Here is a 14,828-nt window from a genome sequence, read left to right as displayed (position 1 = left end):
CAAATACCAGGCCCGCGGACCGAACATCGACCGCCACACCTACAAGGCCACCACCAGCATCAACGTCGTCACCGACGAGCCTTGACGCATGAGCCATCCGCCTAACTGAACGGCGTTGTGTCTAGACGCAGGTGTCGTCCAGCCTCTGGCCGATCGTCGCGAACTCGCCGTCGCGGTAGGCCACCGGGTCGGCGCTCTGCGCGCCGCGGGACAGGCTTTCGCTGATCGCGGTGGCGGCGTCGCGCTGGGCCGGCTCGGTGCTGACCCGGCCGGCGGCGGCGACCGCGGTGGACATGGTGGTGAAGGCGTCGCGCAGGCGGTCCCTGTCGTCGGTGGCGAGGCGGACCGCGCCGTCGGTGAGGATCTTGTAGATGGCGGTGCACACGTACTTCGGCTGGCCCGCCGACGCGGACGGGATCGGCGCGATGCTCACCGGCACCGGGATCGCGCCGGGATCGATGTCGACCTCGCACCCCGCGGACAGGGTCAGGGCCGCGAACAACGCGGTGGCCAGGGCGGTGCGGCGAGGCTCCGGCACGGGATTCCCCTTCATCGATCGATGGGTACGCGCGGAGCATAGTGCCCACCACCCGGCTCATCCGACACCTGGCGCATCGGCGACGGAGACCGCTCAGGCGGAGACGCCGTCCGGTTCCCGGGAGCGGCGATCGTATTCGGCCACGTGCCACGGCACGACCTGCCGGAGCCCGTCGGCCAGGGCGACCCGGGGCGCGTACCCGATCTTCTCGTGGCTCAGGGTCAGGGACGCGACCGCGGACAGCACGTCACCGTCACGGGCCGGCAGGTGGTTCGGCTGGACGTTCCGGATGAGCGGATCCTCTCGAACCTCGGCGACCAGCTCTCTGAGTAGGCCGAACAAGTCCGTGATCGTGGTCATGGCGCCGGTGGCGACGTTGAGGGCCAACGGGGTGGCGAAGGACGCGGCGGCGGCACGGAGGTTGGCGTCCACCACATCGTCGACATGGGTGAAGTCGCGGGCCTGCAGACCCGTGCCGTATATGTCGGGCCGGCCGCCGCCGGCGAGCCGGGCGATCCAGCGGGGGATGACCGCCGAGTAGGGGCCGGCCGCGTTCTGCCGGGCGCCGTAGACGTTGAAGTACCTCAGTCCGGTGATGGACATCTTTCCCAGGGAGGCGAAGCTCCCGGCGAAGGCCTCGGCGGACCGCTTGCTGGCGGCGTACGGCGACAGCGGCCGTCCCAGCTCCGACTCGATGCGCAGCGGATCGGACACGTCGCCGTAGACGGAGCTGGAACTGGCGTAGACGAAGCTCTGTACCTCCGCCTCGGCCGCCGACCGCAGCATGCCCAGCGTTCCCATGGTGTTGACGTCGGCGACCTCCACCGGGGTCACCAGAGACCGGGGAACGGAGTTCAGCGCGGCCTGGTGCAGGACCACCTGGACGTCGCGGAACGCCTCCGCCCGATCGGCCGCCGACCGGATGTCGCCGCGGACCAGGCGGAAGTTGCTCCAGTTCGTCCCGGACAGGGCGCGGACCTCGTCGAGGTTGGACATCTTTCCGGTGCTGAGGTCGTCCAGCCCGACCACCTCGGCGCCGGCGGCGAGCAGCCGTTGCAGCAGTTGCGAACCGATGAAGCCCGCGACACCCGTCACCAGGTAGCGGACCGATGTGTCGACGGTGGGGCGACAGCGCACGGTGTCGTCCGGGGTCTCTTCCACGACGTGGCACTCCTCGATCGGGGAACGGGTCAGACCGGCAGGCGGCAGAACCACTCGGTCCCGGCCGTCCAGGTCCGCAGGCGCGCGTCCCGTTCGGGCTCCCAGCGCCCACGGAACCCCTGGTCTCGATAGAGATCGATCAGTTTCGTCTTGCCGGTGGTGTCGAAGTGGAACTCGTGGTCGTGGCGGTGCGGGCCGCCGAACGTCAGAACGGTCCGCCACGAGGACGAGGGGACGGCCGCGGCGACCGCGTCGTGGGTGCAGGAGTGTTGCGGGTGCCCGTACTCCCCGTCCCGGCCGTGGGTGAGAACAGTGTCGCCGTTCCGGGTGAGGCCGGCCCGCTCCAGCGCGTCGCCGATCTCGGAGACGCGTCGCCGGTAGGCGGGGTCGTCGCGCCGAGCGGATTGCGTCAGGTTCGGCAGGCGCAGCTCGACGGGCGTGGCCGCCAGCCGGGCGCACACTGCGGCGAAGGCGTCCAGGCGCAATCGGCGCCGCTCGGCCTCCGCCGGGCTGGGAACCGGCGGGACCTCGCGAGGGGCGCTCGTCGTCTCGATGCCGGTGACCACGGCGACCGTCAGCTCGCGGAGGGACGGGCGGAGGGTGGTCAGCAGGCCGCCGCAGAACAGGGCCTCGTCGTCGTAGTGCGCCACCACCGCGAGGAGGCGGGCGCCGGCGAGCAGGCTCTGCATCGCGCCATTGTGGACGGTGTGCGGGGGATCTTGTCAAGGCCGGTCAGCGGCATCGGCCCCCACCGCCGGAGCGGATTCGGGGATAATGGATGCCGATGATCCGAGTGGAGAACCTGACGAAGACCTACGGCCGGATCGACGCGGTCCGCGACGTGACGTTCAGCGCCGCTCCGGGCCGGATCACCGGCCTGCTCGGCCTCAACGGCTCGGGCAAGACCACCACACTGCGGATGCTGCTCGGGCTGACCCGGCCCACCAGCGGGTCGGCCCTCCTCAACGGAGTGCCCTACCGCGACCTCGTCCACCCGGTGCGACAGGTCGGCGCGGTGCTGGAGCAGGGTCTGAGCAACCCCGGTCAGACCGGTTACCAGCACCTGGTCACCCATGCGCTGCTGTGTGGGGCGTCCCGGCGGCGGGCCGCCCAGCTGATCGAGGAGGTCGGCCTCGCCGACGCGGCGGGCAGGCGTACCGGCGACTACTCGCTCGGCATGCGTCAGCGCCTCGCGGTGGCGACCGCGCTGCTCGGCGACCCGGGGATCCTGGTGCTCGACGAGCCGGCGAACGGCCTGGACCCGTCCGGCATGGCCTGGCTGCGTGATCTGCTGTGGCGCCGGGCCGCGGCCGGCGGAACGGTGCTCATCTCCAGTCACCTCCTCGCCGAGTTGCAGCAGCTGGTCGTCGACGTGGTGATCATCGCGCTCGGTGAGGTCCGCCTGGCCGCGCCGCTCGCCGAACTCTCCGGCGCCGGCCGCCTGCGGATCCGTGGTGGTGATCCACGCCGGTTGTGGCACGCGTTCGAGCGGCACGGCGCCCGGGTCACGACCGACGGGACGGCGTTGCTCGTGGAGGGACTCAGCCCTGAGGACGCCGGCGGCATCGCCCTGCACGCGCAGGTCCCGGTCTTCGAGCTGACCATCGAGCGGCCCCGGCTCGAGGAGATCTTCCTGCAGGTGGCGGGTGCCCGGTGATAGCCGTCCTGCGCAGTGAGCTGCACCGCAACCTGACCATTCGGTCCTCCTGGATGTCGATGGCGGCCGCCACGGTCCTGGGCGCCGGGATGGGTCTGCTGAGCCAGGACTTCTGGGCCCTGTTCTCGTGTCTGGGCGCCTTCGGGGTGGCGGTTCTCAGCACCGGCCAGCATTACCAGCACCGCACCTCGGTCCTGCTGTTCCTCGGCGAGCCGCACCGAGGGCGTGTGCTGGCGGCGCAGTGCGTGACGGCGGCGCTCCTCGGACTGGCGCTCACCGCGGTGAGCGGTGTCGCGGTGTTTCTCGGGGGCGAGATATCGCACTTTCCGGCCACGCTGGCGGCGATCCCGCTCCTGGCCACCTTCGGGGTCGCCAACGCGACGGTCGTCCGGCGCCCGCTCTGGCTCCTGGCCGGTTATGCGGGGTGGCTGCTGTTCGTCGAGGGACTGCTCGGCAAGCTGGAGGGGCCGCTGCCCTTCTCCGGCGCCCTGCGGGCTGCCTCCGGTGACTCCCAGGGCCTGGTGGTGCTGGCCGCCTGGACGGTGGTGGCGCTCCTGGCCGCCGCGTGGTTCATCCGCCGCGATCTGGCCGGCGACTGACCCCACCGTCCGTCCATCATGGAATACCGTCGGGGCATGCGGATCGCAGCGACAATCCTCCTTGCCGTGATCGTGGTCCTGGGTGGTGCGGCGGTCGCCGCCGGTGCGTTCCGGGAGCTGGTGAAGTCGCGCCGGTGGCACCTGTTCGGCCGGGCCGTGCGCCGAGTCCCCACCACCCGCCCGGTGGTCGCCCTGACGCTGGACGACGGCCCCTACCCGCAGCACTGCCGGGAGATCCTCCAGATCCTCGAACAGCGGCGGGCGCCGGCGACCTTCTTCCTCGTCGGCCGGGACGTCGACGCCCATCCCGATCTCGTCGCCGCGATCCGGGCCGGCGGGCACGAGCTGGCCAACCACGGTTACACCCATCGGCGGCTGGTCTTCATGCGGGGGGCGGCGATCAGGGCCGAGGTCGAGCGCACCGACGAGGCCCTCCGCCGGGCCGGGCAGACCGGCCCGGTCCTGTTCCGGCCGCCGTGCTGCGCGAAACTGTTCGGCCTGCCCCGCCTCCTGCACCGGACCGGCCGTCCGATGATCACCTGGGACGTCGAACCGGAGACATACCCGGCGGCGACCACGGACGCGGCGACGATCGTGGAACGCGCCCTGGCCGGAGCGCGGCCCGGCTCGATCATCCTGCTGCATCCGATGGACTCGGCCAACACCGCCGCCCGCGCCGCCCTGCCGGCCATCGTGGACGGGCTCCTGGAGCGCGGGTTCACCCTGGTCACCGTCTCCGAGCTGCTGGCCGGAGCGGGACGGGAACACTCCGGTCAGGTGCCCCGCCCGGCATAGGCGGCCCACAGCTCGCGCATCTCGGCGTTGCTCGTCAGCAGCTCGGTCAGAGAGCCCGCGCCGGTCATCCGTCCCTCGCCGAGAACCACGATCAGGTCGGCCGACTCGAGCAGATGCCGGCGGTGCGACACCGCGATCACGGTGAGGCCGTCCCGGCGTACCTCGTCGAAGAGCTCGCGTTCCGTACGGGCGTCGAGAGAGCTGGAGCCGTCGTCGAGGACGAGCACGGCGGGCCGGCGGACGAGGGCCCGGGCGATCGCCACCCGCTGCACCTGCCCGCCGGACAGCCTCAGCCCTCCGGCGCCGACCGCCGTGCCGAGGCCGTCCGGCATGGTCCGCAGGTCCGCCTCCAGCCGGGCGAGACGGACGGCCTCCACCAGCCCCTGTTCGGTGGCGTCCGCGCCGAGCAGGATGTTCTCCCGCAGAGTGCCGCGGAACAGCCGGGGCACCTGCGGCACGTAGGCGCACCGGGGCGGTGCCAGGACACCGGCGGGGACCACCGCGCCGTTCCACCGGATCTCCCCGTCGACCGGGCCCGCCAGTCCGAGAACCGCACGGATCAGCGTGGTCTTCCCGGCGCCGACCCGGCCGGTGATCACGGTCAGCGACCCGGGGCGTACCTCGAAGGACACCCGGCTCACTCCGGGTGTCCCGGCGCCGGGCCGCAGAGACAGCGATCGTACGGACAACGAGCGCAACTCCTCCGGTCCGTGGCTGTCCACGTCGTCTTCGGTGGCGCCGGGCGACGCGGGCGGCTCGTCGTCGTCGAGCCGGACCCGGTGGCCGGTGATGCCGTGTGGGTTGTTCCGGTGCATCCGGTCCAGCGCGATGCCCAGCCGTTGCAGCCGGACCACGAGCAGGCCGAGCGACGCCAGAGCCTCGGTGAGCATCTGCAGGTAGTAACCGAAGAGCGCGATGTCACCGACGGTGAGGGTGCCGTCGGCCAGCCCTCGGGAGGCGGCCAGGAGCACGAGGCCGGTGCCGAGCGGCGCCACGTTCGCGATGGTGCTCTGTTGCAGCGACGCGTACGTCTCCTCGGCCACGACAGCCCGGCGCCGTGCCTCCCCGAGCCGGTGCAGATGGGTGCCGACGTGGTCTTCCGCGTGAGCGGCCTGGATCACCGCCGCGCCGGCGACGGCGTCCCGGAGGGCGTCGCGGACCGCGGCGGCCGCCTTCACGGCGTCCAGCCGGTACCGGCGGTACCGGCCGTGCAGGAGGCGGACCGCCACGGAGAGCAGCAGCAGGAGCCCGAGCACGGACGAGGCCAGAACGACGTCGACGGACATCAGGATCGCGATCGCGACGACGGCGAACAACCATCGGGCGAGGTTCGCCGGCGACCACGCGGCGAACGTGCTCACCTCCTCGACGTCGGTGCCCATGGTGGTGAGGACCTGGTCCTCGCCGGCCGGGGACCGGAGCCGCCCGGTCAGCAGCCGGTCGCGCAGCAGGGCGCGGGTCCGGAACACGATGTCCGGCTCCCACCGGGAGATGACCGTGGTGAACTGCAGGAGCTGGCGGGCCGCCTCCACCCCGCCGATCGCGGCGATCAGGCTCCAGGCGTTCAGCCCGGCCGTGCTCTCCCCGGAGATCACGTCGAAGGTGCGCTGCAACAGCAGGCCCACGACGAGAGTGCCGACGCGCAGCAACGACCAGCCGCCGGTCAGCAGCAGGTAGTCCCGCATCTGCCCGCGCATCAGCCGGGTGAAGCGCCGCAGCGTCGTCACGTGCCGGGCCTTCCGTCGGCGGCGGGCCCGGTGAGCGGTTCGGGCGACGATCCGGCGGGCGCCTCGGCGGACAGCCCGGCGAACACCGAGCCGGTTGCGGCGAGCAGGTCGGCCCGGCGGCCGTATTCGAGGACCCGGCCCTCGTCGAGGACCAGGATGTGGTCGGCCTCGTCCAGGGTCTCCAGCCGGTGTGTCACGATGATCGCGGTGCGGTCGCGAGCGAAGCGGGTCAGGGCCGTACGCAGCGCCTGCTCGGTGTGTGGGTCGATCTGCGAGGACGGTTCGTCCAGCAGGACGACGGCCGGGTCGGTCAGGAAGGCGCGGGCCAGGTTGAGCATCTGTCCCTGCCCGGTGGAGAGGCCGGTCCACGACGCGTCGAGCCTGGTGTCCAGACCGTCCGGCAACGTCTCGGCCAGGGTGCCGAGCCCGGCCTCGCGCAGCGCGTTCAGGAGCACGTCGTCGGCGTGACCGGGGGCGAACAACGTGAGGTTGTCGCGCAGGGTGGCGCCGAAGAGAGTGATGCCCTGAGGGATGTACGCCACCGAGCGGCGCAGCGCGGCCCGGTCGAGGGACCGCAGGTCGTGCCCGCCGATCAGCACCCGGCCGTGTGCCGGGTCGAAGCTGCGGAAGGCGAGGCCGACGAGCGTCGACTTGCCGCTTCCGGTCCGCCCGACCAGGCCCAGCGTGGCGCCGGCCGGCAGCCGGAAGGAGACGTCGTCCAGGACCACGGGGCCGTCGTCGTAGGCGAAGGTGACCTGGTCGAAGACCAGGTCGTGCCGGCCTTCCGGGCTGAGCGTGCCGCCCTCCGCAAGCGTGCCGGGTCCCGGATCGTCGTGGAGCATCTCCCGGACCCGGCGCAGGCTGACGACGGCGGCCTGCGCCTCCTGTATCCGGGAGGCGATCTGGGCCAGCGGGAACCGGATGAGCGTGGCGTAGCTGAGGGCGGCGAAGACGGTGCCGACCGTGGCGGCGCCGGACCGGTGCAGGCCGACTCCCAGTGCCAGCGCGAGCAGGATGCTGATGACGGAGAGGGCCTGCACGGTCGCGGGCCAGCGGGTGCCGGCGGCGGCGGCCTGCCGGCCGGTGCGGTGTTCCCGGCGGGCGAGCTGCCAGAGGATCCGGCGGACGTGCCGAGTCGCGCCGGCGGCCCGCAGGTCCTCGGCCCCGGCGGACCACTCGTCGACGGTGGCCAGGATGTGTGCCTCGGTGTCCCGCTGGGCGTCGAGGAAGGGCAGCACCCGGCCGGTCTGCCGGCGGAGCAGGACGATCATGGCCACCGCGAACGGGAGGAAGAGGGCGCCGAATCGCCAGTCCAGGTGGAACATCGCCGCCACGACCCCGGCGGCGAGCAGCGTCTGTGCGGCGAGGTCGAGCAGGAGATGGGAGAGCATCGACCCGAGCCGGGTGGCGTCGTTGTCCATCCGGTCGACCAGCTCGCCCGGGGCGGCTCTCTGGAAGAACGACGCCGGGCGGCGCAGCATCCCGTGGATCATCCGGTCCCGGAGGGCGTTCGTCGACGTCCACGCCAGCCGGGTGCTCACGTTCGTCAGCAGCACCGTGGTGCCCAGGCCGATCAGCACGAGGGCGAAATAGATCATCACCAGGTGCCCGGCCCGGCCGGTGGCGCCCGCGTCGATGAAGCGGCGCAGGATCTCCGGCGTGAGCAGCTGCCGGGCGATGTCGAACGGTAGGAGAAGGCCGAGCAGGAAGATCTGCCCGCGGTTGATCCGGAAATGATCGCGAAAGAATGGAGCGGAGGCCGAGCGGTGCGCCGAAGTAGATGATCTCTGCTTCACGTCACCTATTTCAGAAGAGAGGCGCCGGAGCGCGCAATATCTGGATTCAGCAACATCTCAGATTCCTGAAAATGCCGGCTCGCTGCCCGTTGATCGAGAAGGTCGGGAGCGCTGTCCCGGAGTCGCGGCCTCGTTGCCGCTGCGCCGTCAGTGCCCTCGTAGTCTCGGAAATTCGCAAGCCTTAGCAGCTCATGATGGTTGGAGGCGCCCTGGCGGTTCCGACCGTATCACGGTTGCCGTCACCGTGGGGGGCACCCTCCGTTGTGGATCAATAGCGTCCCGCGACGCTCTTCGTCGGCTCTCCGATCAGTGCCAATGCGCTTTTCTCGGCGAATCAGGGTAGACGCAACACGGTCTTCTACTGTAGACAAGCAATAGATCATCTCTACACGGGGCAGGGAGATGTTTCATCTCCATCGAATTAATCCAGGTCAATGTGGCTGCGATTGTCAGCGCGCCGGTCGACCGGTCATGCCTGCCCTCCGAGACGCTCCGCAATGAGCGGGGAGGGGACGTGTGTCATGGCGGATCCACAGGTCGCCGGAGGAGTGCTGGTCACCGGATCGGCGGGTTTCATCGGCAGTCATCTGCTGGGTCACCTGGCGGCCGGCGGTCGGCGGGTGACCGGGGTCGACCGGCGCGATCCAGCCGTCGCCGACCACGGCGCCCGGGTCCGTCAGGTCGTCGGCGATCTTCGCTCGATCCCCCTCGCCCCCCTGCTCGAGGGCGTCTCGACGGTGGTCCACCTGGCGGCGATCCCGGGCGTGCGGCCCTCCTGGCGGGAGTTCGACGACTATGTCGAATGCAATCTGCTGGTCACCCGCCGGCTCCTGGAGGCCTGCCACGCCGCGGGTGTGGCGCGCCTGGTGATCGCTTCGTCGTCGTCGGTCTACGGCGAGGTCGCCGGGCTGCCCATGGCGGAGAGCAGGACACCCGCGCCGGCCTCGCCGTACGCGGTCACCAAGCTGGCCGCCGAGCAACTGGCGCTGGCCTACGCGCGTCGTCCCGGCAGCCGACTCTCCACCGTCGCCCTGCGCTTCTTCACGGTCTACGGGCCTGGCCAACGGCCGGACATGCTGATCCATCGCCTGATCACCGCGGCGCTCACCGGATCCGAGATCGCCATCTACGGCGATGGCGGGGCGCGCCGCGACTTCATCTACGTCGACGACGTGGTGCGGGCGGTCAGCCGGGCCATGGACGCGCCGGTCGACAGCGGCACGTTCAACCTGGGCACCGGTCGCAACGTCTCGGTCGGTGAGCTGATCTCCCTGGTCTCGACGCTGGCGGGCAGCGCTCCACAGGTGGTCCACCAGGACCGCAAGGCCGGTGACGTCGGCTTCACCCTGGCCGATGTCAGCCGGACCGCCGACTCGCTCGGATTCCGGGCGACGACCGATCTCGCCGAGGGTCTGCGCCGGAGCATCGAGGCCCGCCGTCGGCAGCTGGCCGAGATCGGCGCCTGACCACGTCACGACCGATTTCCACGACCAGCCAGGGAACAGGGCCGGCCCGGCGCCGCCGCACCGGTGGAACCGCTCAGATCAAGGACGCGGCATGTGTGGATTCGCAGGATTCAGCCACGTCGGTTTCGGCGTTCGGCAGGGGCAGGACCTCGCCCGGGAGATGCTCTCGGCGCTGCGTCACCGCGGACCGGACGGTGCGGCGATCGGCAGGCACGGCGCGGTCGTGCTGGGGCACTGCGCTCTGCCGTTCACCGATCCGGCCGGTGGACGGCAGCCGATGATCACCATCTCCGGCCACACCGCGCTGGTGTTCAACGGGGAGATCTACAACGTCGCCGAGCTGCGCCGGGAACTGCTGGCCGCGGGAGTTGCCCTCCGGACCGGCTCCGACACCGAGGTCCTCGCCGAACTGCTGGAACGCGAGGGCGCCGGCGCGCTGCGACGGATCCGCGGGATGTACGCGTTCGCCGTCCACGACCGGCGCGACGGCAGGATCCTGCTGGCCCGCGACCCGCTCGGCAAGAAACCGCTCTACTACTTCCCGGACGGCGCCGGTCTGGTGTTCGCCTCCGAGCTCGGGGCGCTGCGCCGGCACCCGCGGTGTCCCACCGGCCTGGATCATCAGGCGGTCGCCGACTACCTCGTCCTGCAGGCGTTCCCGGCGCCGTCCACGGTGCTGGCCGGCGTGCGCAAGGTTCCTCCGGGCACCTACCTGGAATGGTCCGCGGGCTCCGCCCGTACCGTCGTCTTCTGGAAGCCCACGCTGCCCGCCGAGAGGGACCGGCGCTCGGCCGCCGGTGCCGAGACCGGCCTGGAGGCCGTGTTGCGCGCCGCGGTCGCCCGGCGCGTCGAGAACACCACGTCACCGTTCGGTGTCCTGCTCAGCGGCGGTCTCGACTCGAGCGTGGTGGCGGCGCTGGCCAAGCAGGTCACCGGGCGTGCCCCGGCCACCTTCTCGGTCGGGTTCACCGATCCGGCCTTCGACGAGAGCGACGCCGCGGCGGCCGTCGCCCGCCACCTCGGCACCGAGCACCACCATCGGCGGCTCGGCCCCGCGGACCTGGTGGACGGGCTGACCACCTGGTACGACCGGGTCGACGAACCGCTGGCCGACTCGTCACTGCTGCCGACCGTGCTCGCCTGTCAGCTCGCCGGCCGTCAGGTACGCGGGGTGCTCACCGGCGACGGCGCCGACGAGGTGCTTCTCGGTTACCGCTACTTCCAGGCCGAGAGGCTCCTGGGCCTGCTGGACTCCCTGCCCGGTCCCATGGCCGCCTGGCCGGCCGCCGCTCTGGGCCGCCTGCCGGTACGGCACGGGAACCTGCCGGCGACGACCGTGGCCCGGCGGCTCGGCCAGGCCCTGGGCTGCCCGCCGCAGCGACGGTTCCTGCTGGCCGGGGCGCCGTTCGCGCCGAGTGAGACGGCACGGATCCTCACCGTGCCGGTGACCGGCCGGCCGTTCGCCCGGGTCGACGCGGCGGTGGCCGGGCATCCGGGGCTGGGCTCGCTCGAACGCAGCCAGCTCGGCATCATTGCGCACTTCCTGAGCGACGTGATCCTCACCAAGGTGGACCGCGCGTCGATGCTCGTCTCGATCGAGGCGCGGTCGCCGTTCCTGGACGAGGCGGTCGTGGACTTCTGCGCGAGTCTGCCGGCCGGCCGCAAGATGCGCCGGTTCACCGGCAAGCACCCGCTGCGCCGGATCGCCGCCCGGATGCTGCCGGCCGCCGTCGCGTACGGGCCGAAGACCGGGTTCCGGGCGCCGATCGGCACGCTGCTGATCGGCGAGTTGCGCCCGCTGCTGCTGGAGACGCTCAGCCGGGAGCGGCTCGACCGGCACGGGCTGTTCCGCGCGGACACCGTAGCGGGGCTGATCGGCGAGCACCTGAGCGGCCGGTCGGATCACGCCCGGAAGCTGTGGGCGCTGCTCTGCTTCCAGATCTGGCAGGACGCGGTTCCCGGCCCGGCGGCCGGCGCCCGTCCGGACATGCGCGTCACCATCATGGAGGAAGTGTCATGACCGATCCACGGATCGTCATCGTGTCGCCGCGAACCTGGGGCCAGTTCGGCAATTTCCTGGCCGCCACCCGGCTCGGCGGGGTGCTGCGGGAACGTCTGCCCGGTCATCGGGTGGACGTCTGGGAGGCCGAGACCACTCTGCCCTGGATCGGCGAGTACGGCGCGCGGATCGCCGCGATCACCGCGGACTCACCGGACACGGCGACCCGCAGCCGGCGGTACCTCGCCCTGATGGCCGAGATCGAGGCGGCATACCCGGCCCGGTTCGAGGCCGGCCCGTCCGGCCCGGTGGCCGGCCGGGTCGCCGGGCTGCGGGCCGCCCTCGAACAGGCCCGGCCGGATCTGGTCATCGGCACCAAGGGGTTCGTCGCCCGGCTCTGCAAGGCCGCCCTGGCCGGGGCCGCTGTGGACGCCCCGGTGGTCAGCTACGTGACCAACCCCGGCCTGCTGGACCTGCCCATCCACCGCAGCGTCGACCTGGACGCGATGACGGTTCCGTTCGACTGGACCCGCGAGCGGTTCTGCGCGGAGAGCGGCGCCGACCCGGCCACCGTGCACGTGGTCGGCCCCCTGGTGGCCCGGCACGATCTCGGCGCGTTCGTCAGCGCCGAACCGGACTCCGCCGAGCGGTCCGGCTGGCCGGCGCCGGCCGGCCCGGAACCTCGCCCCAAGATCGTGGTGTTCAGCAACCGGGGTGGGGACGACTACGTCCGGATCCTGCACCATCTGGCCGCACGGCACCCCGCCGTCGACGTCGTGTTCGTGGGTTACAACGACCCCGCCCTGATCGACAAGGTGAGGGGGAACGTCGACGCGGCCCGGTGGCGCTTCCACACCAGGCTCACCCAGCGGGAGTACTTCGCCTACATCGAGGGTGCCGCCGCCGCCGAGCACGCCCTGCTCATCTCGAAGGCCGGCCCGAACACCACCCTGGAAGCGGCCCACTTCGGCATCCCGGTGCTGATGCTCGAATCCGGTCTGCCCATGGAGGGCTGGGTGGGCGGCCTGATCCACGAGTACGGGCTGGGCCGCTGCCGGGCCACCGCGGGTGAGCTCATCGCCGACCTGGACGAGTGGCTCGGCGACCGGGCGCGGATCACCGCCGGCAAGCGAGCCGCCCGGACCTTCGCCTCGACCGTGCTGAACCAGGACGCCACCGTCGAGCGCCTCGAGAACGTCATGCGGCAACTACTGGACCGGCGGGGCCTGACGGTGACGGCCGGCGCACAGGAGAGGAATCAATCGTGACGGAGAGTACCGTCGACATCGCCGAGGGGACCGCGGTCCGGCGCGGCCTCGACTTCCTGCTCGGGCGCCGCGAGGCGGACGGCCGGTGGGTCGACTACGACCTGCTCGGCCCGAGCGACGACTGGATCACCGCATACGTGGCGAGCGTCCTCGTCCGGCTGCCGGACGAGGAGGCGGTCCGCGCCGGGCGCCGGGCGGTCGACCTGTTGGTGCCCGAGCAGCACGACAACGGCGGATGGAACTACAGCGAGGTCGCTCCGGAGGACGCCGACAGCACCGGATGGGTCCTCCACCTGGCCGAGCTCACCGGCCGGGCGGACGAGCCGTGGGCGGTACGGGGCCGCGAGTTCCTCAGCGCCCACGTGCACGACGACGGACTGGTCTCGACGTACGTGTTCGATCTGGCCGTCGCCGCGTTCGGCCGGTACCCGGTCGTGCCGTCCTGGGACGGCTGGTGCGGCGGGCACATCTGCGTGACCGCCGCCGTCGCCGGGATCGAGCGTCTGCCGGAACGCGATCGCGTGGTCGCCGGGCTGCTCGCCGCCCGGCTTCCGGACGGTCACTGGCCCGCCTACTGGTGGATCGACGCCGAGCTGAGCACCGCTCTGGCCGTCGAGTCCCTCGCCTCGGTCCCGGGCACCGAGCAGGTCCGGGCGGAGGCGGCCCGCTGGGCGGCGGACCGTATCGGGCCGGACGGCGCGGTGACGAACCACCTGCACCCGGAGGGCTCGCCGTTCGCCACGGCCCTGGCTCTGCGTACCGTCGCCGCGGGAGATCCCGGCTTCGGCGGTGACCGGATCCGGGCCGCCGCGGAGTGGCTGGCCCGCCATCAGCGGCCGGACGGCTCCTGGGAGCCGTCGGCACGGTTGCGGATGGTGCTGCCCTGGGAGACCGATCCGGACTCGTACGAGGACTGGTCGTTCGACGGCGTCGGCCGAGCCTGCCTGGGCACCATCGCCCGGGACACGTTCGGGCTGCACACCACGGCGACGGTCCTGCGGGCGCTTCAGGTGGCCGCCGACAGGGCCGGATCGTGACCGCCGGGGCGTACCGGCGGGATGTGCTGGCGCATCTGCGGGCGCACCGCGGCCATGTCATCCACGTCATCGATCCTTTCAAGATCGACGTGGCGGAGGCGGTCGAGAAGACCCGCGCGGTCACCGCGGCGGGCCTGCCGGCGCTGTTGCTGGCCAGCACCGATTACCAGGACTTCGCCACCCGCATGCCGGCGTACGTGGCGGCGGTGCGCGCCGCGACGGACATCCCGACGATCCTGCACTTCCCCCCGGCGCCCGGCCATGGCTTCCCGGTCGTGGCGGAGGCGGACAGTGTCATGCTGCCAGCGCTGCTCGGCTCCGACGACCCCTACTACGTGTGGAAGAGCCTGCTGGAGACGTACGCCCTGGGCAACGCGGCGCCCCCGGCGCCCCAGCCGCTGCTGTCCGCGGCGCTGACCTTCGGCTCGGACGACCGCTCCTACTCCCGGATGGGCACCCGGCCGATCGCCCAGGACGAGCAGTCCGTCACGGCCTGCGCCGAGCAGGCCCGTCACTTCGGCTTCGACATGGTCTACCTCTACTCCCGCCACGACCGGGTGACCCCGCGAACCTGCGAGATCTTCCGCGAGGTGCTGGCGCCCGAACAGTTGCTCTTCGCCAGCGGCGGCGTGCGGACCCCGGAACAGGTGGATGCCTACCTGGGGGCCGGCGCCGACTACGTGATCTTCGCGGGCGCACTCGAGACCCCGGACTGGCGTGCGGCCCTCGACCGGATCCGCTCGGCCGGCCGCCTTCCGGGCCGCACACTCACCCTCACCTGAACG

General features: G+C 71.8%; 13 protein-coding genes. 8 read left to right on the top strand and 5 right to left on the bottom strand.

Annotated features, from left to right (window positions below; translation table 11 throughout):
• Positions 1 to 121 precede the first annotated feature (121 nt).
• From QSK32_RS43390 to QSK32_RS43380, 3 genes are all read right to left on the bottom strand, one after another.
• Positions 122 to 538, bottom strand: coding sequence for a hypothetical protein (locus QSK32_RS43390; RefSeq protein WP_285475322.1), 417 nt, complete (start codon positions 536 to 538; stop codon positions 122 to 124).
• Positions 539 to 631: 93 nt separating this feature from the next.
• Complete coding sequence (locus QSK32_RS43385; RefSeq protein WP_169792490.1) at positions 632 to 1,699, bottom strand: NAD-dependent epimerase/dehydratase family protein; 1,068 nt, start codon at positions 1,697 to 1,699, stop codon at positions 632 to 634.
• A 29-nt stretch (positions 1,700 to 1,728) separates the two neighbouring features.
• The gene (locus QSK32_RS43380; protein ID WP_285475321.1) at positions 1,729 to 2,388 is read right to left on the bottom strand and encodes a PIG-L deacetylase family protein; all 660 of its coding nucleotides are present in this window, start codon (positions 2,386 to 2,388) and stop codon (positions 1,729 to 1,731) included.
• A gap of 95 nt (positions 2,389 to 2,483) precedes the next feature.
• Here QSK32_RS43380 and QSK32_RS43375 point away from each other — a divergent pair, with 95 nt between their 5' ends.
• Genes QSK32_RS43375 through QSK32_RS43365 form a run of 3 tightly spaced genes read left to right on the top strand, consistent with a single transcriptional unit; the run spans position 2,484 to position 4,750 of the window.
• The gene (locus QSK32_RS43375) at positions 2,484 to 3,356 is read left to right on the top strand and encodes an ABC transporter ATP-binding protein (RefSeq protein WP_045744830.1); all 873 of its coding nucleotides are present in this window, start codon (positions 2,484 to 2,486) and stop codon (positions 3,354 to 3,356) included.
• A complete protein-coding gene (locus QSK32_RS43370) occupies positions 3,353 to 3,955 on the top strand; it encodes a hypothetical protein (protein WP_045744801.1) in 603 nt (200 codons plus the stop codon). Before QSK32_RS43375 ends, QSK32_RS43370 begins: the two co-directional genes overlap by 4 nt.
• 36 nt (positions 3,956 to 3,991) lie before the next feature.
• Positions 3,992 to 4,750, top strand: coding sequence for a polysaccharide deacetylase family protein (locus QSK32_RS43365; RefSeq protein ID WP_083449287.1), 759 nt, complete (start codon positions 3,992 to 3,994; stop codon positions 4,748 to 4,750).
• Here QSK32_RS43365 and QSK32_RS43360 read toward each other — a convergent pair.
• Together QSK32_RS43360 and QSK32_RS43355 are read right to left on the bottom strand one after the other, a co-directional pair.
• Positions 4,729 to 6,477 (bottom strand): ABC transporter ATP-binding protein, encoded by a 1,749-nt coding sequence (locus tag QSK32_RS43360; RefSeq protein ID WP_052720819.1) that lies wholly within the window; start codon positions 6,475 to 6,477, stop codon positions 4,729 to 4,731. The genes QSK32_RS43365 and QSK32_RS43360 overlap by 22 nt on opposite strands.
• The gene (locus QSK32_RS43355; protein ID WP_052720820.1) at positions 6,474 to 8,273 is read right to left on the bottom strand and encodes an ABC transporter ATP-binding protein; all 1,800 of its coding nucleotides are present in this window, start codon (positions 8,271 to 8,273) and stop codon (positions 6,474 to 6,476) included. Before QSK32_RS43355 ends, QSK32_RS43360 begins: the two co-directional genes overlap by 4 nt.
• 521 nt (positions 8,274 to 8,794) lie before the next feature.
• On the opposite strand from QSK32_RS43355, the gene QSK32_RS43350 reads away from it, so the two are divergent.
• From QSK32_RS43350 to QSK32_RS43330, 5 genes are all read left to right on the top strand, one after another.
• Positions 8,795 to 9,739 (top strand): NAD-dependent epimerase/dehydratase family protein, encoded by a 945-nt coding sequence (locus QSK32_RS43350; RefSeq protein WP_211275450.1) that lies wholly within the window; start codon positions 8,795 to 8,797, stop codon positions 9,737 to 9,739.
• A 91-nt stretch (positions 9,740 to 9,830) separates the two neighbouring features.
• Complete coding sequence (asnB, locus tag QSK32_RS43345; protein WP_045744803.1) at positions 9,831 to 11,759, top strand: asparagine synthase (glutamine-hydrolyzing); 1,929 nt, start codon at positions 9,831 to 9,833, stop codon at positions 11,757 to 11,759.
• Positions 11,756 to 13,006, top strand: coding sequence for a glycosyltransferase family 28 protein (locus tag QSK32_RS43340; RefSeq protein ID WP_045744804.1), 1,251 nt, complete (start codon positions 11,756 to 11,758; stop codon positions 13,004 to 13,006). Before asnB ends, QSK32_RS43340 begins: the two co-directional genes overlap by 4 nt.
• Positions 13,003 to 14,043 carry a prenyltransferase/squalene oxidase repeat-containing protein gene (locus QSK32_RS43335; RefSeq protein ID WP_045744805.1) on the top strand — a complete coding sequence of 347 codons (1,041 nt, stop codon included), beginning with the start codon at positions 13,003 to 13,005 and terminating at the stop codon, positions 14,041 to 14,043. Before QSK32_RS43340 ends, QSK32_RS43335 begins: the two co-directional genes overlap by 4 nt.
• Complete coding sequence (locus QSK32_RS43330; protein ID WP_063775547.1) at positions 14,040 to 14,825, top strand: geranylgeranylglyceryl/heptaprenylglyceryl phosphate synthase; 786 nt, start codon at positions 14,040 to 14,042, stop codon at positions 14,823 to 14,825. Before QSK32_RS43335 ends, QSK32_RS43330 begins: the two co-directional genes overlap by 4 nt.
• Positions 14,826 to 14,828: the final 3 nt, after the last annotated feature.

This window comes from Actinoplanes sp. NBRC 101535 (assembly GCF_030269225.1).
GTDB lineage: Bacteria > Actinomycetota > Actinomycetes > Mycobacteriales > Micromonosporaceae > Actinoplanes > Actinoplanes rectilineatus.
Note: the sequence above shows the minus strand (reverse complement) of the source record. Positions and strands in the feature narration are given on the sequence as shown.

What these genes read in the sequence shown, in the direction of transcription:
- QSK32_RS43380 (WP_285475321.1), bottom strand. Translation starts at nt 2,388, where the DNA reads ATGCAGAGCCTGCTCGCCGGCGCCCGCCTCCTCGCGGTGGTGGCGCAC.
- QSK32_RS43375 (WP_045744830.1), top strand. Translation starts at nt 2,484, where the DNA reads ATGATCCGAGTGGAGAACCTGACGAAGACCTACGGCCGGATCGACGCG.
- QSK32_RS43365 (WP_083449287.1), top strand. Translation starts at nt 3,992, where the DNA reads ATGCGGATCGCAGCGACAATCCTCCTTGCCGTGATCGTGGTCCTGGGT.
- QSK32_RS43350 (WP_211275450.1), top strand. Translation starts at nt 8,795, where the DNA reads ATGGCGGATCCACAGGTCGCCGGAGGAGTGCTGGTCACCGGATCGGCG.
- asnB (WP_045744803.1), top strand. Translation starts at nt 9,831, where the DNA reads ATGTGTGGATTCGCAGGATTCAGCCACGTCGGTTTCGGCGTTCGGCAG.
- QSK32_RS43340 (WP_045744804.1), top strand. Translation starts at nt 11,756, where the DNA reads ATGACCGATCCACGGATCGTCATCGTGTCGCCGCGAACCTGGGGCCAG.